Source organism: Cryobacterium sp. TMS1-20-1 (assembly GCF_004402355.1).
Classification (GTDB): Bacteria; Actinomycetota; Actinomycetes; order Actinomycetales; family Microbacteriaceae; genus Cryobacterium; species Cryobacterium levicorallinum.
The window spans coordinates 94,261-113,386 of sequence record NZ_SOGF01000052.1; the positions used below are offsets into that span (position 1 = coordinate 94,261).

Annotated in this window: 16 protein-coding genes and 1 pseudogene; 7 read left to right on the forward strand and 10 right to left on the reverse strand. The window is 65.5% G+C overall.

The window, feature by feature from the left end; genetic code table 11:
- Positions 1 to 2: 2 nt before the first annotated feature.
- The 3 genes from E3O45_RS11715 to ald all read right to left on the reverse strand — a co-directional run bounded on the left by E3O45_RS11715 (position 3) and on the right by ald (position 3,308).
- On the reverse strand, positions 3 to 515 hold the full coding sequence (locus E3O45_RS11715; RefSeq protein WP_134443553.1) for a hypothetical protein: 513 nt from the start codon (positions 513 to 515) through the stop codon (positions 3 to 5).
- A 78-nt stretch (positions 516 to 593) separates the two neighbouring features.
- Positions 594 to 2,060 (reverse strand): D-serine/D-alanine/glycine transporter, encoded by a 1,467-nt coding sequence (cycA, locus tag E3O45_RS11720; RefSeq protein ID WP_134443554.1) that lies wholly within the window; start codon positions 2,058 to 2,060, stop codon positions 594 to 596.
- A 111-nt stretch (positions 2,061 to 2,171) separates the two neighbouring features.
- Positions 2,172 to 3,308: an alanine dehydrogenase gene (gene ald / locus E3O45_RS11725; protein ID WP_134443555.1), complete on the reverse strand. Its 1,137-nt coding sequence runs from the start codon at positions 3,306 to 3,308 to the stop codon at positions 2,172 to 2,174.
- 292 nt (positions 3,309 to 3,600) lie between these two features.
- Between ald and E3O45_RS11730 the strand changes: the two genes are divergently transcribed.
- Positions 3,601 to 4,809, forward strand: coding sequence for a CdaR family transcriptional regulator (locus tag E3O45_RS11730; RefSeq protein ID WP_134443556.1), 1,209 nt, complete (start codon positions 3,601 to 3,603; stop codon positions 4,807 to 4,809).
- A 61-nt stretch (positions 4,810 to 4,870) separates the two neighbouring features.
- Here E3O45_RS11730 and E3O45_RS11735 read toward each other — a convergent pair whose 3' ends face one another.
- Positions 4,871 to 5,134, reverse strand: coding sequence for a hypothetical protein (locus E3O45_RS11735; protein ID WP_134443557.1), 264 nt, complete (start codon positions 5,132 to 5,134; stop codon positions 4,871 to 4,873).
- A gap of 404 nt (positions 5,135 to 5,538) precedes the next feature.
- On the opposite strand from E3O45_RS11735, the gene E3O45_RS11740 reads away from it, so the two are divergent.
- From E3O45_RS11740 to E3O45_RS11760, 5 genes and pseudogenes are all read left to right on the forward strand, one after another.
- Positions 5,539 to 6,576, forward strand: coding sequence for a 2-keto-3-deoxygluconate permease (locus E3O45_RS11740; protein ID WP_134443558.1), 1,038 nt, complete (start codon positions 5,539 to 5,541; stop codon positions 6,574 to 6,576).
- Positions 6,573 to 7,937, forward strand: a complete 1,365-nt coding sequence (locus E3O45_RS11745; protein ID WP_134443559.1) for a four-carbon acid sugar kinase family protein — start codon at positions 6,573 to 6,575, stop codon at positions 7,935 to 7,937. Before E3O45_RS11740 ends, E3O45_RS11745 begins: the two co-directional genes overlap by 4 nt.
- A complete protein-coding gene (gene pdxA / locus E3O45_RS11750) occupies positions 7,934 to 8,959 on the forward strand; it encodes a 4-hydroxythreonine-4-phosphate dehydrogenase PdxA (protein ID WP_134443560.1) in 1,026 nt (341 codons plus the stop codon). Before E3O45_RS11745 ends, pdxA begins: the two co-directional genes overlap by 4 nt.
- Positions 8,935 to 9,948: a GntR family transcriptional regulator gene (locus tag E3O45_RS18070; RefSeq protein ID WP_134443561.1), complete on the forward strand. Its 1,014-nt coding sequence runs from the start codon at positions 8,935 to 8,937 to the stop codon at positions 9,946 to 9,948. The genes pdxA and E3O45_RS18070 overlap by 25 nt, the downstream gene beginning before the upstream one ends.
- Before the next feature lie 187 nt (positions 9,949 to 10,135).
- Positions 10,136 to 10,432, forward strand: a pseudogene (locus tag E3O45_RS11760) (SDR family NAD(P)-dependent oxidoreductase); the annotation flags it as partial.
- A gap of 206 nt (positions 10,433 to 10,638) precedes the next feature.
- On the opposite strand, the gene E3O45_RS11765 reads toward E3O45_RS11760, so the two are convergent.
- The gene (locus E3O45_RS11765; protein ID WP_134443562.1) at positions 10,639 to 11,130 is read right to left on the reverse strand and encodes a DNA alkylation repair protein; all 492 of its coding nucleotides are present in this window, start codon (positions 11,128 to 11,130) and stop codon (positions 10,639 to 10,641) included.
- An 89-nt stretch (positions 11,131 to 11,219) separates the two neighbouring features.
- Positions 11,220 to 12,464 (reverse strand): transcriptional regulator, encoded by a 1,245-nt coding sequence (locus E3O45_RS11770; protein WP_241985335.1) that lies wholly within the window; start codon positions 12,462 to 12,464, stop codon positions 11,220 to 11,222.
- Between the two features lie 217 nt (positions 12,465 to 12,681).
- Between E3O45_RS11770 and E3O45_RS11775 the strand changes: the two genes are divergently transcribed.
- Positions 12,682 to 14,472: an NAD(P)/FAD-dependent oxidoreductase gene (locus E3O45_RS11775; RefSeq protein ID WP_134443564.1), complete on the forward strand. Its 1,791-nt coding sequence runs from the start codon at positions 12,682 to 12,684 to the stop codon at positions 14,470 to 14,472.
- Between the two features lie 199 nt (positions 14,473 to 14,671).
- Here the strand turns inward: E3O45_RS11775 and E3O45_RS11780 are convergent, their stop codons facing one another.
- Genes E3O45_RS11780 through E3O45_RS11795 form a run of 4 tightly spaced genes read right to left on the reverse strand, consistent with a single transcriptional unit; the run spans position 14,672 to position 18,993 of the window.
- Positions 14,672 to 15,697 (reverse strand): LacI family DNA-binding transcriptional regulator, encoded by a 1,026-nt coding sequence (locus E3O45_RS11780; RefSeq protein ID WP_134443565.1) that lies wholly within the window; start codon positions 15,695 to 15,697, stop codon positions 14,672 to 14,674.
- Positions 15,694 to 17,118 carry a GH1 family beta-glucosidase gene (locus tag E3O45_RS11785; RefSeq protein ID WP_134443566.1) on the reverse strand — a complete coding sequence of 475 codons (1,425 nt, stop codon included), beginning with the start codon at positions 17,116 to 17,118 and terminating at the stop codon, positions 15,694 to 15,696. The genes E3O45_RS11780 and E3O45_RS11785 overlap by 4 nt, the downstream gene beginning before the upstream one ends.
- A gap of 46 nt (positions 17,119 to 17,164) precedes the next feature.
- The gene (locus E3O45_RS11790; RefSeq protein WP_134443567.1) at positions 17,165 to 18,004 is read right to left on the reverse strand and encodes a carbohydrate ABC transporter permease; all 840 of its coding nucleotides are present in this window, start codon (positions 18,002 to 18,004) and stop codon (positions 17,165 to 17,167) included.
- Positions 18,001 to 18,993 carry a carbohydrate ABC transporter permease gene (locus E3O45_RS11795; RefSeq protein WP_134443568.1) on the reverse strand — a complete coding sequence of 331 codons (993 nt, stop codon included), beginning with the start codon at positions 18,991 to 18,993 and terminating at the stop codon, positions 18,001 to 18,003. The genes E3O45_RS11790 and E3O45_RS11795 overlap by 4 nt, the downstream gene beginning before the upstream one ends.
- Positions 18,994 to 19,126: the final 133 nt, after the last annotated feature.

Sequence of the window (19,126 nt, forward strand, 5' to 3'; positions counted from 1 at the left end):
AACTACCCGTGCCTCGCTGCGCGAGCGGTGGCGGCGCGCCCAGCCCGAATGATCAGCACGATCAAAGCGAGCAGGCTGGCGGCGCTGACGACGTAGAGGAGCATGCCCCAGGGCGCGTGGTCCGCGCCCGAGACTAAAAAGGTGTCAGCGAGCGACATGCCAGGCCCGAAGCCCGCGAAAAAGTGTCCGGGAGCCGCGAAGATCAGCAGCACGAGGTAGGCCGCGACCACCGGCTCGACCCGGCTGTTCATCCGTACGATCGTCACCAGCAGAACGACGGTGGCGAGCACGATTCCGATCCCGCCCCAGGCGAGAACCCAGTTCGCGGTGAGCGACTCATCCGCGCGCGCCATCTCAGCGCGGATCTGCCCGAGCGTGGCGCCCGGAACTGCCGCCAACGGATTCCACACCAGAATCTGCAGGGCGCCCACAATCGCGTAGGCGGCCACGGCCGCGAAGCCCGCGGCAGCCGCCACGACGGCGCGGCGCGGTTGCGGTTTCTCGGTGTTCTCCATGCCGCCAGCGTACCGATCATTCGGGCGCGGCCCGACCCTCCGAAGTCGGTGACGAACGGTGACGCTGCTTTGGCCGGATCAGCGCCGGAAGGCGAGTGCCGCGGCCCGATCGGCCTGCACATTTGCCCGGTGAAGTTCCTGATGGCCGGCCAGTTCGGGGCGACGGCGAATAATCAGCCAGACGACGCCGAGCCCGATGAACCACACCGGCGTCACGAGCAGCGCCTGCAGGGTATCGGCCTTCTGGGTGAGCGCCCAGATCAGGAAGACGAAGAACGCGAGCAGGACATAACACATGTAGACGCCGCCGGGCATTTTGAACTTGGAGGCCGCGTGCAGTGCCGGGCGACGCTTGCGGAACACGATGTAGCTCACCACGATGATGGACCACACGAAGATGAACAGTACCGATGCCATGGTCGTCACCACGGTGAACACGGCGATGATCGACGAGCTCGCATACAGCAGAACAGCGGATACGAGCAAAAACATGCAGGAGAACAACAGCGCGTTGGCTGGCACCCGGTGGCGGCTCAGGCGTTGAAAACGCCCCGGTGCCGTACCCTCGACCGACAGCCCGAAGAGCATTCTCGATGTGGAATACAGCCCGGAATTCGCGGAGGATGTCGCGCTCGTGAGCACGACGAAATTGATCACGGCTGCGGCCGCGCCGAGCCCCGCGAGGGCGAACATCGCCACGAACGGGCTCACATCGGCGGTGACCTCACGCCACGGAGTGACCGCCATGATTACGATCAGGGCCAGCACGTAGAACAGCATGATGCGAATGGGGATCGAGTTGATGGCCTTGGGAAGGTTCTTCTCCGGGTGCTGCGCTTCGGCGGCCGTCGTGCCCACGAGCTCGACCCCAAGGAACGCAAACACGGAGAGCTGGAAGCCGGCGATGAACCCCATCGGGCCGGTCGGAAACATCCCGCCGTCGTTCCACAGATTCGTGAGGCTTGCCGGGGAGCCGCCGGGGGACTGGAACTTCGTGAACACCATCACGAGCCCCACGATGATGAGCGTGACGATCGCGACGATCTTGATCAGCGCGAACCAGAACTCGGTCTCGCCGAACGCCTTGACACTCGTGAGGTTGAAGCCCAGCAGGACCAAAACCGCTGCGAGCGCCGGAATCCACAGCGGCAGATCGGGCCACCAGAAGCTCGTATACAACGCGATCGCGATCAGCTCGGCGATGGCGGTCACGATCCAGCAAAGCCAGTACGTCCAGCTCGTGAAGAAGCCAGCCCACGGCCCGAGCAGGTCACCAGCGAAGTCGCTGAATGACTTGTAATCGAGGTTGGAGAGCAACAACTCGCCCATGGCCCGCATGACGAAGAACAGCATGAAGCCGATGATCATATAGACGAAGATCACGGACGGCCCCGCGAGGGAGATGGTCTTGCCGGAGCCCATGAACAGGCCCGTTCCGATCGCGCCGCCGATGGCGATCAGCTGGATATGACGGTTCGAGAGCGATCGGGCCAGGTGTGGCTGCGCGTTCGGCGCTGGGCGGGTGCTGGTTTTCAATTGCGACATCGGAGTTACTTCCTTGTAGTCCAGAGCGATTGGCGACGTAGTAGAACGCGGGAAACTGATGCCGGGAGCTGGCGTAGTCAGCTGGCCCTCGGCATCCGTTACCCGGCGTTACTAGACGAGGGCGAGGTCGGTCTCGACGATGAGGTCGGTCCAGTCCGCGAGCGGCAGGTCGAGGGCGACGCTCACCGAGCGGTTCGTGATCTTTCCGGCGGCGATGTTCAGACCGCCGGCGAGGGCGGCGTCCCGCTCGAACGCGGCGCGCACGCCCCGGTCGGCGATTGACAGAGCGTAGGGCAGGGTGACGTTCGTGAGTGCAAGGGTCGAGGTCTGCGGAACGGCGCCGGGCATGTTGGCGACGCAATAGAAGATCGAGCCGTGCACGGGGAACGTGGGGTCCTCGTGGGTGGTGGCGTGGGTGCCTTCGAAGCAGCCGCCCTGGTCCACCGCAATGTCGACGAGCACCGAGCCCCGCTTCATGCGCGACACGAGCTCGTTGGTGACGAGCTTTGGGGCCTTGGCGCCCGGGATCAGCACGGAGCCGATTACGAGGTCGGCCTCGGTCAGCGAGCGGTCGATCTCGTAGGCGTTGGAGGCGATGGTCTTGAGACGTCCGGCGTACAGGGCGTCGAGTTCGCGCAGGCGGTCGATGTTGATGTCGAGGATGGTGACGTCCGCGCCCATGCCGAGGGCCATGGCAGCGGCGTTGGAGCCTGCGACTCCGGCGCCGATGACGGTCACCTTGGCGGAGCGCACTCCGGGTACGCCGCCCATCAGCATGCCGGGGCCGCCGCCGGGGCGGGTCATCGATGCGGCGCCGACCTGAACGGCCAGGCGTCCGGCGACCTCGCTCATCGGGGCGAGCAGGGGCAGCGTGCGGTCGGCCTTCTGCACGGTCTCGTAGGCGATGGCGGTGACGCCCGCCTCGAGCAGGGCGGCGGCGAGGGCGGGCTCGGCGGCGAGGTGCAGGTAAGTGAAGAGGATCAGGCCCTCACGAAAATACGCGTACTCGGCGGTGACCGGCTCTTTCACCTTGAGGATCATGTCGGCGCTTGCCCACACCTCGAAGGCGCTCGGGGCGATCACGGCACCGGCAGCCATGTAGTCGGCGTCGGCGAAGCCGGAGGCGATACCGGCGCCAGCCTGCACCAGCACGGTGTGGCCGTGGAGCTTGGCTTCGTGCACTCCGGCGGCGGTGATGGCCACACGGAATTCGTTGTTCTTAACTTCGGTGGGAACACCAATGATCATGGGGAACTCCTGTTCCTGGTAGACGCAGGCCGATCGACTTTGGTCGGCGTAAGAACGATAAGCCCGGGTTTTCGCGGCTCTCCCGGCGGGGCGGCCGGGCAGCGGATGCCGTGGGCTGGCCCACGCACGCCTCACCACTCCAAATTTGCCGCCTTTACAGGGGTTCTTCGCTGTCGACGCCGGGGTCCGATGTGTCCCACTCGGCAGACGCCCCGCGGCCGACTCGACATTTGTAGCGTCACGGCTCGTTGATTGTCGCCAGGCGTCCACACGGCTCCGTAGGATTGAAGCTATGACAGCGGCCGATATCGACCAGGCGGTAGTTATTATCGCTGCCCATCTGGGCCGTGCTCTCTCGCTCGAAGACCTCGACGGCGGGCTGCTTGCGTATAGTGCGCATCGGCCTACGGCTGACCGCGTGCGCACGAATTTTCTGCTGAGCAAGCTGGTTCCGCCCGACGTCAGCGCCTGGCAGCTGAGCCACGGTATCGCAACGGCGGTAAAACCGGTTCCCGTTCCGGCCAATGCCGATCTCGGAATGTTGGGCCGCGTGTGCGTGCCGCTGCTGGCGCGTGGATTCCGGGTGGGCTATCTGTGGGTCCTCCAGCTCGACGACGAGCAGACGCCGGAGTCCATTCTGCGTGAGTTGGGCATCATTCGCCCGGAGCTGGATGCCCTCGCGGAGATGCTTCTCAACCGCTCGAGCGCGGATTCTAACGGGCGTCTCGCCAGCGAAGGGCAATTTCTCGCCGCCTGTTTGGGCGACCGCGACGCCGTGGTGGCGGTGGGCGGTTGGCCATTCTTGCACGGGCGAGGACCCTGGCGTCTCGCCACGCTGCTGGAGCGCGGTGACAACGTTCAGCGCAACCCTGCCGAGAGTGGTCTGCTGCACCGGCTCTCCGCACTTCACTCCACTCTCGGCATTGACACCGTGCTGTTCTCAGCCGGCACCGAAACGCATGCCGTGCTGCTGCTGCACGACGAGATCGACGGCTTCGACCAGTCCGAGGTTCTGAGACGGTTCGAGCTCGAAGTCGCGCGCCGTGGGGGCCAGGTGGCGGCGCCCGCTCTGCTTGGGCTGAGCGAACCCTTCACCGACCTGCGCGGGCTGCCGGGCGCCTACGCCGAGGCGCGGAGCGCCGTGCAGGCGGCTCGGGTGGATGCCCAACTCGGCAGGGTCGTCTCGTTTCGCGCTCTGGGGGTCTACCAATTTCTGGCCGTTGTGGGTCGAGAGGTGTCGGCGTTCGAGTCATCGCTGTTCTCCGAGTTGCGGGACCTCGACCGGAACGGGGAACTGCTGCCCGTGCTCGAGCTGCTCTACGACAAGGACGGTTCCGTGGCCGAGGTCGCCGAGCACCTGCACCTGCATCGAACCAGTGTGTACAACAGGCTGGGGCGCATCCGTTCTCTGCTGGGTGTCGACCCACTGGGTGGGCATGCTCGTCTCGAGCTGCACCTGGCTCTCAAAGCCGCCCGCTGGGCTGGCCGACCCCGCCTGTAACGATGGGGATGCCGTCGCAGCAATCGGCCGCAGCCGGCATCCGCTTGAAGGCTGGCCCGAATCAACCGGTCTTTACCGTGCGGGCGGCAGCGCCACGCGCGGCCCGAATGATCAGCACGATCAGGGCGACCAGGGCTGCGGCACTGACCAGGTAGAGGGCGACGCCCCACAGGGCGTGATCTCCGCCCGAAACCATGAACGTGTCTGCGATTGACATGCCGGGTTCGAAGGCCACGACCAGGTGTCCGGGAGCCGCGAATACCAGCAGTGCGAGGTCGGTCGCGACCACCGGACCGACCTGACTGGTCTGCCGAACGATAGCCACGAGCAGAACCACGACGGCCAGCAGTATCCCAATCGCACCCTAAGTGAGAACACAGTCTGCGGAGAGCGATTCATCGGCGCGGGCCATATCCGCCCGGATCTGCGCGAGCGTTGCGCCCGGCACAGCCGCCAGCGGGTTCTGCACCAGAATCTACAGCGCCCCGATGATCGCGTAAAACGCCACGGCCGCGAAACCCGCAGCTGCAGCCACGCCGGCGCGGCACGGTTGGCTCTTCTGGGTGTAGCCCATGGTTCAAACGTACCGATGATCCGTCCGCGGGCCAGAGCGGCTGCCGGCTGGCGGAGATGGAGCCTTGACATCGCATCCTCGCGGGATAGAGTAGGTACATTGTGTACGTACACATTATCCGCGGGCATCGTCGCCCCTAGCTAAGGAAATTCGCCATGGTAGCCGAATTCAAAATTGTCAGCCGAGTGCCCCTGTTCGACGGCATGAACCGCATTCCCGGTGGGCTGATGCTCATTCCCCTCATTCTTGGCTCCGTCGTGGGCACTTTCTTCCCCGGCTTCCTCGGGCTGGGCAACTTCACCACAGCACTCTTCCAGGCCAGCGCGCTTCCGCTGATCGGCCTGCTCATCTTCGCGACGGGCATGCAGATCACCCTTAAGACTTCCGGTCCGGTGCTGGCCACAGCCGGCGTACTGCTGCTGTGCAAATCAATCCTCCCGGCCACGGTTGTCGTGATCCTGGCCCAGATCGTGGGCCTCGACGGAATTCTCGGAGTCTCGATCCTGGCCCTGCTGGTAACCATGGACAACAGCAACGGCGGACTCTGGCTTGCATTCACCGGTCGCTATGGTGACGCCCGCGACCGTGGCGCGTACATGGCCTCCGCTATCAACGATGGCCCCTTCTTCTCAATGCTCTTTCTCGGCGTCGCTGGCCTGGCCAACATTCCCTTCCAGCTGCTTCTTGCCGCCATCATCCCGCTGTTGATCGGTATTTTAGTGGGTAACCTCGACCAAAAGTGGACCGAGGTCATGCGCCCGATCCCCAACATGATCATCCCCTTCTTCGCCTTCGCGCTCGGCACCGGTATCAACCTGCAGAATGTGCTCTCTGGCGGACTGTCCGGCATCATTGTGGGGATCGTCGCCACACTCTTCACCGGCACGCTCGCCTACCTCGGCTACCGCTTTATTTTGCGCCGCGGCAACAAGTCCGGCATCGGCATCGCCTCGGCAACTACCGCCGGAAATGCCATCGCCACCCCCGCCATCATCGCCCTCGCCGACCCCACCTTCGCGCCCTACGTCGAGGTTGCCACCGCCCAGATTGCCTCGGCCGTTCTGGTGACGGCAGTGTTTGCGCCACTGCTGGCCACCTGGGTGCTCAAGCGGGAAGGCGGCCTGGTCGCCAAGGAGCCGGATACCGAGTCGGCCAACGATAATGTTCCGGTGCGCGCGGTCGAGCACTCGTGACCGTCATTGTGCCGCACCAGCAGGCCACGGCCACATCCGAGGGCCACATCGCCGTCGGTATCGTGGCAGATGATCTCACCGGTGGCGGTGACTCCGCTGTGCAATTCGCGCGCGACGGATGGCGCACCCGGCTTACGCTGACAGCGCCCGACAACGAAACCCTCAGCCACGCATCCGTTCTCGCCGTGGTCTCCGACGCCCGCGCCCAGCCCGATTCGCTGGCCCGCACGAGCACGGCCCAGGCCGTCGCCGCGCTCGGCGACGCCGGCGTGAACCGGTTGCTGCTCAAGATCGACTCGACGATGCGCGGCTCAGCCCACGCGCAGATTCTCGGCGCGCTCGAGGCCTGGAGGCGCTGGCATCCCTCGGCCTTCGCCGTGGTTTGTCCCGCCTATCCGGCGATGGGGCGCACGGTACAGAGCGGGCGCGTGCTCGTCAATGGGCAGGGAGTCGAGACAACGGCCGTGGGTATCGACCCGGTTACGCCCATCACGACGAATCTGCTTGCTGAGCTCGTGCCCGGAAGTAGGCACGTCACGCTTAGAAATGGGAGTACTGCTGAGCACGTAGAACAGTTGCGCAGCGCCGCCCAAAACTCAACCCGCGTGGTCACCGTCGATGCCTCCACGGATGCCGATTTGCTGGCACTCGCCCAAGCTGTGGCTCAACTCGGAGCCGAGGCCGTCCCTGCCGGGAGCGCTGGCCTCGCTGTCGCGCTGTCCCACGTCTGGCGCAGCGACCAGGACATCTCCACCGAATTAAACCTGGTGCGAGCTGAACGCGTGATCGTCGTGGTCAGTTCTTTGCACGATATGTCCCGGTCCCAATACGACCACCTCGTCGACGGCACCTTGTCCACGCACGTGCGCACGTTCGCTCCGAGCCTTGACATGCTGATGGAGCCCGGCGCGATCGGTGGCTGGATCGCCGAGCAGATCGCTGCGCAACCGGACCTTCCCGCTGTCGTTATCGTTGCGACTCCGTCGGAGCGACCACCCGCATCCGCTGCCCATACAGGACCGCAGACCGAGACCGCGGCCGAGACAATCGCCGACGGGTTGGCGACCATCACTGCCGCTCTATTTGCGCACCGTTCCGTGGGCGCCCTGGTGCTCATGGGCGGCGAGGGGGCGCGTGCCGTGCTGAATCGATTCGGCGCCAGCGCCATCCTGGTGACGGATGCGATTCGCGAGGGTATCCCGGTGGGCCTGATCGAAGGCGGCTCCGCCGACGGTCTCACTGTTGTCACGAAGGCCGGCGGCTTCGGAGTCACCTCGTCGATATCCGACATTCTTCCCGAACTCTTGGCGGACCAGGCGCTCCGCCGCTCAGCCAACCCGAACACAGGAGTAGACCTATGACCCTTCCCATCCTTGCCGTCACCATTGGAGACGTGGCCGGAATTGGCCCCGAGATCACGGCGAAGTCGCTGCTCGGTCACGATGACGTACGCACCCGTTGCGTGCCCGTCGTAATCGGTGACGAGGCGGCGATGCGCCGGGGTGTGCTCGACGTGGGCGGCGACCCGGCGGCGATTCGCGTGATCACGAGTGTGGCCGACGCCCGCAACGAGCCCGGAACGATCGAGCTGCTGCAGACCGGCCCGTCACTTGACCACGTAGAGCAGGGCGTGCTGAGCGCGGCGGCCGGCGACGCGTCCTACCGCTTCGTGGTGGAGGCCTGCCGGCTCGCTCGCGCCGGCGAGGTGCAGGGAATCGTGACGGCGCCGCTGAACAAGGCCGCGATGCACGCCGGCGGGCACAACTGGCCCGGCCACACCGAGTTGCTCGCCCACGAGTTCGGTGTGAAGAACTTCTCCCTGGTGCTCTCGGCTGGCGACCTCTATTTCTTTCACCTCACGACGCACGTATCCATGCGCCAGGCGATCGAGAACATTACGGTCGAGCGCACCCTGAACGTACTCGAACTGGCCGGCGCCTTCGCTAAGTCCATGGGTAAGCCCGATGAACTGATCGGACTTGCCGGTCTCAACCCGCATGCGGGCGAAAATCGCCTCTTCGGAGATGAAGACGCCGATATCCTGGCCCCGGCCGTGGCTGCGGCCCGAGCCCGTGGACTGAACGTCGTGGGCCCGCTGCCCGGCGATGCGCTGATCCCGGCGGCCGTGCGCGGCAAGTATAATCTCGCCGTGGTCTGCTACCACGACCAAGGTCACGCACCATTCAAAGCCGTCTACGGCGATGACGGCGTGAACATCACGGTGGGGCTGCCGGTCGTGCGCGTCTCGGTCGACCACGGTACCGCCTTCGACATCGCCGGGCAAGGAATCGCCCGCGAAGCCAGCCTCGTACTCTCGCTCGAGCGTGCCGCGACACTCGCACCCGGGTGGGACCACGTATGGCGGACCGCGCAAGCGGCCTGAGTGTCGTGCTCGGGCAAGCGGCTGCTGCTGCTTCGCCCGTCGCGCTGGCCGGGGCCCGGCGCGCCCCGGCCTACGATGGGGTGATGTGGCTAGATGAGGTGCCCGCCAGCGCGGTCGATTCCGCGAACGGAACACCGCTGCACAGCCAGGTGGGGGCGGTCATTCGTTCCCACATCGTGGATGGCGCATTGCCGCCCGGGTCGCAGCTGCCGACCGAGGCGGAACTTCAGGAGCGATTCTCCGTTTCCCGTTCGGTCGTGCGCCAAGCGCTGGCCGCCCTCAGCGCCGAAGGTCTCGTGCAACGCGGTCGCGGGCGTGGCAGCGTGGTGTCGCCGCGCGGCGAACACCATCGGCTCGTACAGCGCATGTCGGGATTGTCGACCCAGATTTCGGCCGAGGGTGCCGACGTGTTCACCGCCGTGCTCGCGCTCGGCCCCGAGCAGAACGCCGCAGCATCGGCGGCGCTCGGCGGGTCGACCGTTGTCGGTATACGGCGCCTGAGATCCGCCGGCACCGGCCCCCTCGCTGTCATTCACACCTGGCTGCCGCTTTCGATCGGTGCCGACCTCACTATCTCCGAGCTGACGGATGCCTCGTTGCACGCGGTCCTTCGCTCTCGCCTGGGCGTGTCGATCGTCTCCGGGCGCCGTCAGGTGCGCGCTGTGGCTGCCACCACAGGTCTAGCGCGGCTGTTGGAGATCAGCGTGGGGGAGCCGTTGTTGCTGCTCGAAGGCACGAGCCTGGACGAGAACGGGCTTCCGATCGAGATGTTCTCGACGTGGCACCGTGCCGACCGCGTGGTTTTCGACCTCGACGTCGTCGGTACCGAGCTGCAGAACCCCGACCTGGAACGGGATGCCTCGCCGGACTCGGCGCCGATGTCGGAGGTAACTGGCAACCAGCGCACCCACGCCCAGCTCGTTGCGAGGGCCGCTCAACTGGCCCGCGAACTCGGCGAACTTGCTGCGGAACTGGCTCTGAACGATTGATCAGGGGTGTTGCACGCGACGCTAACGCCTGCTGCCTCCCGCTCTGGAAGCGTGTAGGTGACAGCGGCGTCGGAGAAGTCGCTCGAATGCATACAAACGCATAGAACACGCGTGGACTCTCTTGATGGCGAGATAGTTTCCCACCGCCGCGTGGTTCACGCGCACGCACCACGCTTCGGCGTGAGACAATGCGGCCTATGTGGCCAGCAAGCACGCGCTCGTCGGCCTGACCAAGGTGGCGGCCCTCAAATATTCGGCCCGAAACGTGCGCGCTAACGCCGTCGGCCCTGGTTTCATCGACACTCCTTTGGTGCGTTCCTCGCTCAACGCCGAGGCGATCACGGCTCTCTAAGCCCAGCACGCGACGGGCCGCCTCGGCACCAGCGCCCAGGTTGCCGCGCTTCTTCTGTTCCTGCTGAGCGACGCCGCGTCGTTCATCACCGGCAGCTACCACCTGGTCGACGGCGGGTACTCCGCGCACTAAGCGCATTCATCAGCCGGATGCCGTCAGTAAGTCGCGGCATCCGTTGTTAGCCTGCTGCACTTCACGAGAAGACTTCGGGGAAGCATGGAATGCCCGAGGCAGATTATGATTCTCGCCCCTAAATCATGAAATCGACGCCGGTGGATGCCGAAGTGCGCTGTTCCATCGCCCTCGATGCCTTGGGACTCCGTGCACCCGGCTTGCACCTATGGTGTGATTCTCGCGGCAACGCCGTCGGCGGCGCGGCGGAGCCAGGGGTCGCCGTCGTGCGCCCAACGCGCGAGGGCGGCATCCGCTCTCAAACGACTCGTCCCGCTCAGCCCCTGCACGAGCGGGAGCACGACGTCGTTGGTGAGCGGATCGACCAGCTCCCGCAGGACCGCGCCGCGTAGAAACCCCTCGATGCGGGTGAGGTCGGTGTTGTCGAGCCGGGTCACGTTGGCTTGCAGCAGCACGATCGCGGCGAGGCGGCGCTCGAAGACCGGAACCTTCCAAAGTTCAGAGCTCAGCGCCGTTACGTCGTCGTGCGTCATGTTCTTGTACCGGCGGGCCAGATCGCGGATGGTGCCGCGCACGGCACCGACTGAGGCGCCGTAGAACTCGAGCTCGTTTCCGAACCGAGCCTGCGCCTCGGCAGCCCGTTCCCAGGTGGCCTCGTACTGCAGCGTGCGATCCACGAAGTCGCCGGCGTCGCTCATCCGTCTATTCTGCCCCGCCCGCGCCCCCTTAAGCGGATGCCGCAGGCTGCGCTCGGCGGCGCGACGCAGCCAGGTGCTATCTCGAAGCCCTAACAGCCAAGCTCCTGGTCGATGCGGCTGAGGCGGGCCGACGATGCCAGGTACCCGGCATCGTCGAAACCGGCCAGGCGCCCGAGGTGTCGCACAGCCTCGCGGTCATCGCACCCCATCTCGGTCGCGCACCAGCGGCGTAGCAGCGCAACGTTCGAACTGGCGCGAACGGATGCCCCCACCGCGCTCGTCAGCTCGGCGCGCAGCGGTTCGACTGCCGGACAGGTCGACCGATCCAGCAACGGGGCGGTGTATGCCGCGAGGGCTGCAGTCACCTGCCCTTCGCGTACCAAGCGCAACACCCGCGCCACGTCGGTCGAGCCGCGCAGAGAGGGCGCGAGGCGATACGGCGCGGACTCCAGCGCATTCCCAAGCACCTGGCGAATACGGTGCATCTCAATGCGGATAGCCGCGGCAGAGCCGGTTTCCCCATGCACGGCGTAGGCGAGTTCATCGGCGCTCCAACCCCGATCCCGCGACTCCAGCAGAGCCAGAATCTCCGCGCGGCGCAGTGACAGCGGTGTTCGACGACCGTCGGCGCCAAGCACCGCGGGGCGTTCACCGAGTAGCTCTATCGCCACGGGAGACGAATCCGCGAATGAGCGTTCGCCAGTCGCCGAACCGGCCTTCCGTGCCGGTTCTCGTCGGGCTGCTCGCAGCAATTCTTCGGCAAGCCGAACGCCGCACTTGACCATGCGTAGACTGTCGGCCGTGACTGTGTTGAGCGGCCCCGATACGTTCAGAATTCCGATCACCGCGCCACTATCCGGGTCCCGAATGGGCGATGCCGTGCATGCCCAGGTGTGGTGCGTGCGCACGAGGTGTTCGGCTGAGAACAACTGTGATGCGCGCCCGCTCAGCACCACCTCGCTGATCGCGTTCGTACCAACCCCGCCCTCGGACCAATCGGCGCCCTCCACGAACTCCAATCCGTCGGCCTGTCGCAACGTCGTGCGGCTGCCCACCCGCCACAGCACCTCGCCATTCGCTTCGGCGAGTACGAGCAGGTGCCGTCCATCCGAGCTCTCATCGGCCAGAAGCTCGCTGAGCGCGGGCATCACAATCTTTAGGACATGCCCGCGGCGCAGCGCCACAACGTCGGACACCTCGTGTAAATGCCGGGGAAGGTGCTGGTCGGGATTGATGCCAGCAGCCAGGGAGCGCTGCCAGGATTCCCACACCTGGGTGGTGACCGCGAGCGGGTGCGCGCCGGCGAGGGTGAGGTCGTGGGCGGTCCGCAGCATCCGCTCATAGTCTTGTGGAGAGGAAAATCGCAGGTCAGCAACGGGAACGCTAGCGTTCGGCCGGTCGAGCATGCGCCTTCTCCTCCGTTGGATGCGACCATGACGCCGAGCAGAAACACCGGGTGTAACGCCTGTGTAACCCCTGCGGCCGTGTACTTGAACATACAGGTCGCGTCCGACAACGGGCAGGCTTTCCGCTGGCTCACAAAGGAGTGACATGCCCGACTCACCGACCGCCGTGGTCGAAAACTGGCTCGCCCGGTTCGACACGGCTTTGCAAGACCGCGATATCGACGGTGCCCTGGCACTGTTCGCCGATGACTGCTACTGGCGCGATTTCGTGTCGTTCACCTGGAATCTGAAAACTTTCGAGGGCAAGGCCGACATAGAACGGATGCTCGCCGCCACCCTCGACGAGGTGCACCCGCACAGCTGGGCGCTCGCCGAACCGGCGACCGATGCGGCGGGCGCCGTCGAAGCGTGGGTGACCTTTGAAACCGGCCAGGCCCGCGGCTACGCACACCTGCGCCTCAACGAAGGCCTGTGCTACACCCTGCTCACCACGATGCAGGAGCTCAAGGGCTTTGAAGAGAAGAAAGGCCGAAACCGCGACCAGGGCGTCTCCCACAAAATCACAAAGGGCCGCACATCCTGGCTCGAGAATAAGACCGCGCAGGAGGCGCGCCTCGGCTACGAAGAGCAGCCCTACTGCGTCATCGTGGGTGGTGGGCAGGGCGGCATTGGCCTGGCTGCCCGCATGCGCCGCCTCGGCGTTCCCACGATTGTGATCGAGAAAAATGCCAGGGCCGGGGATTCGTGGCGCAACCGCTACAAGTCGCTGCACCTGCACGATCCGGTATGGTACGACCACCTGCCGTACCTGAAGTTTCCCGAGGACTGGCCGGTGTTCGCCTCGAAAGACAAGATCGGCGACTGGCTCGAGCACTACACGAGCATCATGGAGCTCAACTATTGGTCGAGCACCGAATGCACGAAGGCGGCGTTCGACGAGGACGCCCAGGAGTGGGTCGTGCAGGTTGTGCGAAACGGCACTCCGGTCACCCTGCGACCCAAGCAGTTGGTTTTTGCGCTTGGCGTCTCGGGTTACCCGAATACTCCGGTCTTTGCCGGCGCTGAGTCTTTCGAAGGTGAGCAACACCATTCCTCGAAGCACCCAGGCGGGGGTGACTACACCGGCAAGAAAGCAGTCGTGATCGGGTCGAACAACTCGGCCCACGACATCTGCGCCGACTTATGGGAGCACGGTGCCGACGTCACCATGGTGCAGCGCTCCTCGACGCACATCTCGCGCAGCGACTCGCTCATGGACCTCGCGCTTGGCGGGCTCTATTCCGAGCAGGCGCTGGCGAACGGGGTGACCACCGAGAAGGCCGACCTGCTCTTCGCATCGTTGCCATACCGAATTCTGCCTTCCGCGCAGATTCCGGTCTTCCAGCAGATGGCCGAGCGTGATGCCGACTTCTACTCCAAGCTCAGCGATGTCGGCTTCGATCTGGATTTTGGAACGGATGGCTCGGGTCTGTTCCTGAAATATCTGCGCCGCGGATCGGGCTACTACATTGACGTGGGCGCCTCACAGTTGCTCATTGACGGTCGGGTCGCCGTGAAATCCGGTCAGCTCGACCGCATCACTCCCCACTCCGTCGTGCTCGCCGACGGTACCGAGCTTGACGCGGACCTGATCGTGTACGCCACCGGATATGGCTCCATGAACGGATGGCTGGCCGACCTGGTCTCGCCGGAAGTTGCCGATCAGGTGGGTCGCTGTTGGGGGTACGGGTCCGACACCCCGAAGGATCCGGGGCCCTGGGAGGGTGAACTGCGCAACATGTGGAAGCCCACGAACGTTCCGCAGCTGTGGATTCACGGCGGCAACCTGCACCAGAGCCGGCATTACTCGAACTACCTCGCGCTGCAGATCAAAGCCCGCATGGAGGGACTCGACACTCCGGTGTACGAGCTGCAGGAGTCGCACTACACCCGCTGAGTTGCTCGCGCGCCCCACAACTGCCCGCGTGCCCGGTCTGCCGGTCGCGCGGGCAGCCCGTGACAGCACCAGCAGTTTTCCGCCGCGCGTCGCTCAGCGCCGGAAGGGTTGATTGCCATGGGAAGGTTCTTCTCCGGGTGCTGCGCCTCGGCGGCCGTCGTGCCAGCCGTCACTGCGGCGCAAGTTGACGTGCTGGCTCCTATGCGGAGGCGCGTCGCACGAAGGTTGTCGGCAGGATGGTGCGCCGGGTGACGGTGGAATCACCGTTGAGCAGGCGCAACAGGCCGTCGGCCATCAGGTAGCCCGCCTCCTCGGATGGCTGGCGAACGGTCGTGAGGGGAACGCTCGCCGACACGGCAGAGGGGCTATCGTCGAAGCCGACCACGGCCACATCCTCGGGGACGGCGCGTCCCCGAGCGCGCAGCACCTCGAGCGCTCCCGTGGCCATCAGGTCGCTCGCCACGAACAGGGCGTCGATGTCGGGGACGCGATCGAGCAGCCGATTCGTGGCCGCGGCGGCCCCGGCGGCCGTGAAGTCCGCGTGTTCCACGGCATCCGCTTCACGACCGGCCTCGGCCATCACGCTCGTGAAGCCGGCGAAGCGGTCAAGCCCGGCGGGCATGTCCAGCGGCCCGGTGATGGTGCCGATCCGGTGGTGGCCGGCGTCGACGAGATATCTGGTCGCATCGGCGGCCCCTGCCGTGTTGTCCACGTCAACGAAGTAGACGTCGGCGGCGGCCTCGATCGAAGGTCGTCCGCCGAAGACCAGCGGCAGTGCGCCCACGATGCCGGCAAGGAAGGCATCGCCGGTGTGGTGCGACACGATCAGGGCCCCGTCGACGTTGCCCGAGCGCAGATACCTCATGGTCTTGTTGCCGGGGTCGCTCGCGGCGACGAGCAGATTCAGCGTGTAGTCGCTCGCGTCCAGGCGCCGAGTGATGCCCTGAACGATGGCGGCGAAATAGGGATCCCCGAAAAACATGGCCAAATTTTCGGGCACCACGAGCGCGATGACCTGCGTTTTGCGGTTGACGAGGGATCGAGCTGCCCGATTGGGCACGTAGTGCAGCTGATCGATGGCGGATTGCACCACCGCCTGCACGTCGGGACGCACCTTGGTTGAGCCGTTGACCACCCGGCTCACGGTCGCCCGCGAGACCCCCGCCGCTGCGGCCACCATTTCCAGGGTGGGCAGTCGTGAGGCGGAAGCGAGATCGGTCGTCATTCTGTCAGCATAGGTACAAGCGATCGATTCCGAATGATTGCCGCGTAGGCGTGCCCGCTGTCTTTCACCGTGCGCTGCTGGGTTCCGTAGTCCACGCGCACGATCCCAAACCGCTTAGCGTAGCCCCACGCCCACTCATAGTTGTCGAGCAACGACCAGTAGAAGTAGCCCTTCACGTCGACTCCGGAGTCGATGGCGTCGAGCACGGCGCCGAGGTGGGCGGTGAGAAAATCGGCCCGGTCGGCATCCGCTACCCGGCCGTCATCGCTGACCACGTCGTCGTACGCCGCGCCGTTTTCGGTGACGTACAGGCTGGTTGTCGACGCGCCGGTGTACTCCCGGTCGACTCGCTGCAGCAGCTCGGTGAGCCCGGCCGGCTGTACCTCCCAGTTCATCGCGGTGAGGTTTAGCCCCTGCGGGTGGTGAAAGACACCGTCAGCGGCGGGGAACGGGGAATGAACGACCCGCGTGGTGGGCGCTTCGCCGGGTAGCGGATGCTGCGCCGCCCGATCGCTCACCAGCTCACCGTGGTAATAGTTCACGCCCAGGGCGTCGATCGGCTGCCTGATCTGAGCCAGGTCGCCGTCGTGAATCACCGAGTCGAGTCCCAGCCCGGCCACGTCGTGGAGAACGTCGGCCGGGTACTCGCCGCGAAAGATCGGGTCGAGGAAGAACCGGTTGAATTGACCGTCGATGCGACGGGCGGCGTCGACATCCCCGGGGCGGGTCGGGTCGACCGGCTTGGCCACGGTGAGGTTCAGGGTGATGCCCAGATTGAGGTTCGGGTCGCGCTCCCGCAGCGCCTGAACGGCGAGCCCGTGCCCCAGCAAGAGGTGGTGGCCGGCGGCGAGGCCGGCCTCTTTGCTCTGGCGGCCGGGAGCGTGCGCCCCGGCCGTGTAGCTGAGGAACGAGGAGCACCACGGTTCGTTGAGGGTGGTCCAGATGTCTACGCGGTCGCCGAGGGCGTCGTGCACGGCGAGGGCGTAGTCGCGGAAGCGTTCGGCGGTGTCGCGGTTAGTCCAGCCGCCCTGGTCTTCGAGGGTCTGCGGCAGGTCCCAGTGGTAGAGCGTGAGCCACGGCTTGATGTTCGCCGCGACGAGCTCGTCGACGAGCCGGGAGTAGAAGTCGAGGCCGAGCGGGTTGAACGCGCCGCCGTCGGGTTGCACGCGCGCCCAAGAAGTGGAGAAGCGGTAGGTCTGCAGGCCGAGTTCACCCATGAGGGCAACGTCGTCGCGGTAGCGGTGGTAGTGATCGCAGGCGACATCACCGTTGTCGCCGTTGATCACGGCGCCGGGTACTCGGCTGAAGGTATCCCAGATCGAGTCGGTGCGGCCGTCCTCGTGGGCGGCGCCTTCGATCTGGTAAGCGGCGGTGGCGGCTCCGAAAAGAAAGTCGCGGGGGAAGGGACGTGCAGAGGTCATGGGGGTCCTAAACGTGAAAGGAATGCGGCGGGAACGAGGTAGCGGATCAGCCTTTGACGGCGCCCTGCATGATGCCGGTGACGAGTTGCTTGCCCAGGAAGATGAAGACGAGGATCAGCGGAATGATCGACAACACGACGCCGGCCAGCACGAGCGAGTAGTCCACGAAGAAGGCCGCCTGCAGTTGTTGCAGGGCCACCGGCAGGGTGGGGTTGCCCGGGTCGAGCACGATGAACGGCCAGAAGAAGTTCGTCCAGGTGCCCACGAATGTGAACAGGGCGAGCATGGCGGCGGCCGGGCGGGCAGCAGGCAGGCCGACATGCCAGAAGCTGCCGAGCATGCTGGCGCCGTCCATGCGCACGGCCTCGATGAGTTCGTCGGGCAGGGCATCGCGCAGGTACTGCGTCATCCAGAACACCCCGAAGGCGGTCACCATGCCGGGCACGATCACGGCCCACAGGCTGCCGGTCCAGCCGAGCCGGCTCATCACGATGAACAGCGGCACGACGCCCAGCTGGGTGGGGATGGCCATCGTCGCGATCACGAAGATGAGCAATCCCTCCCGGCCGCGGAACTTGAGTTTCGCGAAGGCGTACCCGGCGAGGGTGGAGAACATCACCACACTCACGGCCACGGCCGAGGAGACGATGATGCTGTTCATCAGGGCCGTCCAGAACGGGATCGTGTCGATCACGCGCAAAGCGTTGGCCACGAAGTTGCCGCCGGGGAGCCAGAGCCAGCCGGGCTGGTTGAGGGCGGAGGCGTCCTGGCTGCCGATCAGGAACGACCACCAGATGGGAAAGAACGAGGCACCGAGCACGGCGAGAAGCGCCCCGTAGACCCACAGTCGGGGTGGGCGGTCATAGCCGCCGACGTTGCGGCTCATCGGGTGCCCTTCGTAGGTGTGACAGGAGCGATCCTGGCGATGCGTTCGGTGGTCGCGGCGATGCGCCGGCTCACCAGAAAGTTGATGAGGGCGATCAGCACGATGATTAGGAACAGCAGCCAGGCCACAGCGGATGCGCGGCCGAAGTCGCGTTGGCCCCAGCCCAGCTCGTAGATGTAGAGGGTGAGGGTCTGCCATTGTCGGTTGGCGCCGCCCTGGCCGGCCTGGTCGAACATGCGCGGCTCGTCGAAGATCTGCAGTCCGCCGATGGTGGAGGTGATCACCACGAAGATGATGACGGGGCGCAGCAGCGGAACGGTGATCGACCAGAAGGTGCGCAGCCGGCCGGCGCCGTCGAGGGTGGCGGCCTCGTAGTAGTCGCGCGGAACGGCCTGCATGGCAGCCAGGAAGATCAGGGCCGTGTAGCCGGTCCAGCGAAAGTTCACCATGGTCGCGATCGCGATGTGGCTGGGAATCACGTCGACGTGCCAGCGCACGGGCTCGCCCCCGAGGGCGATGATCACGTCGTTGATCAGTCCGTACCGGTCGCCGAACAGGTCGCTGAAGATGAGTGCGACCGCCACCGGAGCCACCACGTAGGGCAGCAGCACGCCCATGCGCCAGAACGTCTTGGCACGCAGGTTGCTGTCAAGAAACGCGGCGATGGCCAGTGCGAGCACCATCTGCGGGATGGCGGAGAGCAGAAAAATGCTGAACGTGTTGCGCAGCGAGGTCCAGAAGTACGGCTGGGAGAGCACGGTGCCGTAGTTCTCCAGACCCACGAAGTCGCCCTGACCGCCGATCAGGTTCCAGTCGTGCAGGGAGACCCATGCGGTGTAGCCGAGGGGAAACAGGCCCACCAGCGCGAACACGATGAAGAAGGGGGAGATGTAGAGGTAGGGCGAAAAGCGCACGTCCCACCGGCTGAGGGTGTGGCTGAAGGCAATACGACGGATGCTGCGGGCATCCGCTCTGATCGCAATGGACATTCGGGTTCCTCGCGGCCGATGGTGCATGGAAAAGGGGTGCCGGGTGCAGCGGTGCTGCACCCGGCGGAGGGCGGGACGGCGCGGTTGGACTTCCGGCCGCTAAGCCCTTGTCAGGTCGATCAGCGCAGGTCGA

Excerpts from the sequence above, each read along its gene's own strand:
- E3O45_RS11715 (WP_134443553.1), bottom strand. The coding sequence starts at position 515 with ATGGAGAACACCGAGAAACCGCAACCGCGCCGCGCCGTCGTGGCGGCT.
- cycA (WP_134443554.1), bottom strand. The coding sequence starts at position 2,060 with ATGTCGCAATTGAAAACCAGCACCCGCCCAGCGCCGAACGCGCAGCCA.
- ald (WP_134443555.1), bottom strand. The coding sequence starts at position 3,308 with ATGATCATTGGTGTTCCCACCGAAGTTAAGAACAACGAATTCCGTGTG.
- E3O45_RS11730 (WP_134443556.1), top strand. The coding sequence starts at position 3,601 with ATGACAGCGGCCGATATCGACCAGGCGGTAGTTATTATCGCTGCCCAT.
- E3O45_RS11740 (WP_134443558.1), top strand. The coding sequence starts at position 5,539 with ATGGTAGCCGAATTCAAAATTGTCAGCCGAGTGCCCCTGTTCGACGGC.
- pdxA (WP_134443560.1), top strand. The coding sequence starts at position 7,934 with ATGACCCTTCCCATCCTTGCCGTCACCATTGGAGACGTGGCCGGAATT.
- E3O45_RS18070 (WP_134443561.1), top strand. The coding sequence starts at position 8,935 with ATGGCGGACCGCGCAAGCGGCCTGAGTGTCGTGCTCGGGCAAGCGGCT.
- E3O45_RS11765 (WP_134443562.1), bottom strand. The coding sequence starts at position 11,130 with ATGAGCGACGCCGGCGACTTCGTGGATCGCACGCTGCAGTACGAGGCC.
- E3O45_RS11770 (WP_241985335.1), bottom strand. The coding sequence starts at position 12,464 with ATGCTGCGGACCGCCCACGACCTCACCCTCGCCGGCGCGCACCCGCTC.
- E3O45_RS11775 (WP_134443564.1), top strand. The coding sequence starts at position 12,682 with ATGCCCGACTCACCGACCGCCGTGGTCGAAAACTGGCTCGCCCGGTTC.
- E3O45_RS11780 (WP_134443565.1), bottom strand. The coding sequence starts at position 15,697 with ATGACGACCGATCTCGCTTCCGCCTCACGACTGCCCACCCTGGAAATG.
- E3O45_RS11785 (WP_134443566.1), bottom strand. The coding sequence starts at position 17,118 with ATGACCTCTGCACGTCCCTTCCCCCGCGACTTTCTTTTCGGAGCCGCC.
- E3O45_RS11790 (WP_134443567.1), bottom strand. The coding sequence starts at position 18,004 with ATGAGCCGCAACGTCGGCGGCTATGACCGCCCACCCCGACTGTGGGTC.
- E3O45_RS11795 (WP_134443568.1), bottom strand. The coding sequence starts at position 18,993 with ATGTCCATTGCGATCAGAGCGGATGCCCGCAGCATCCGTCGTATTGCC.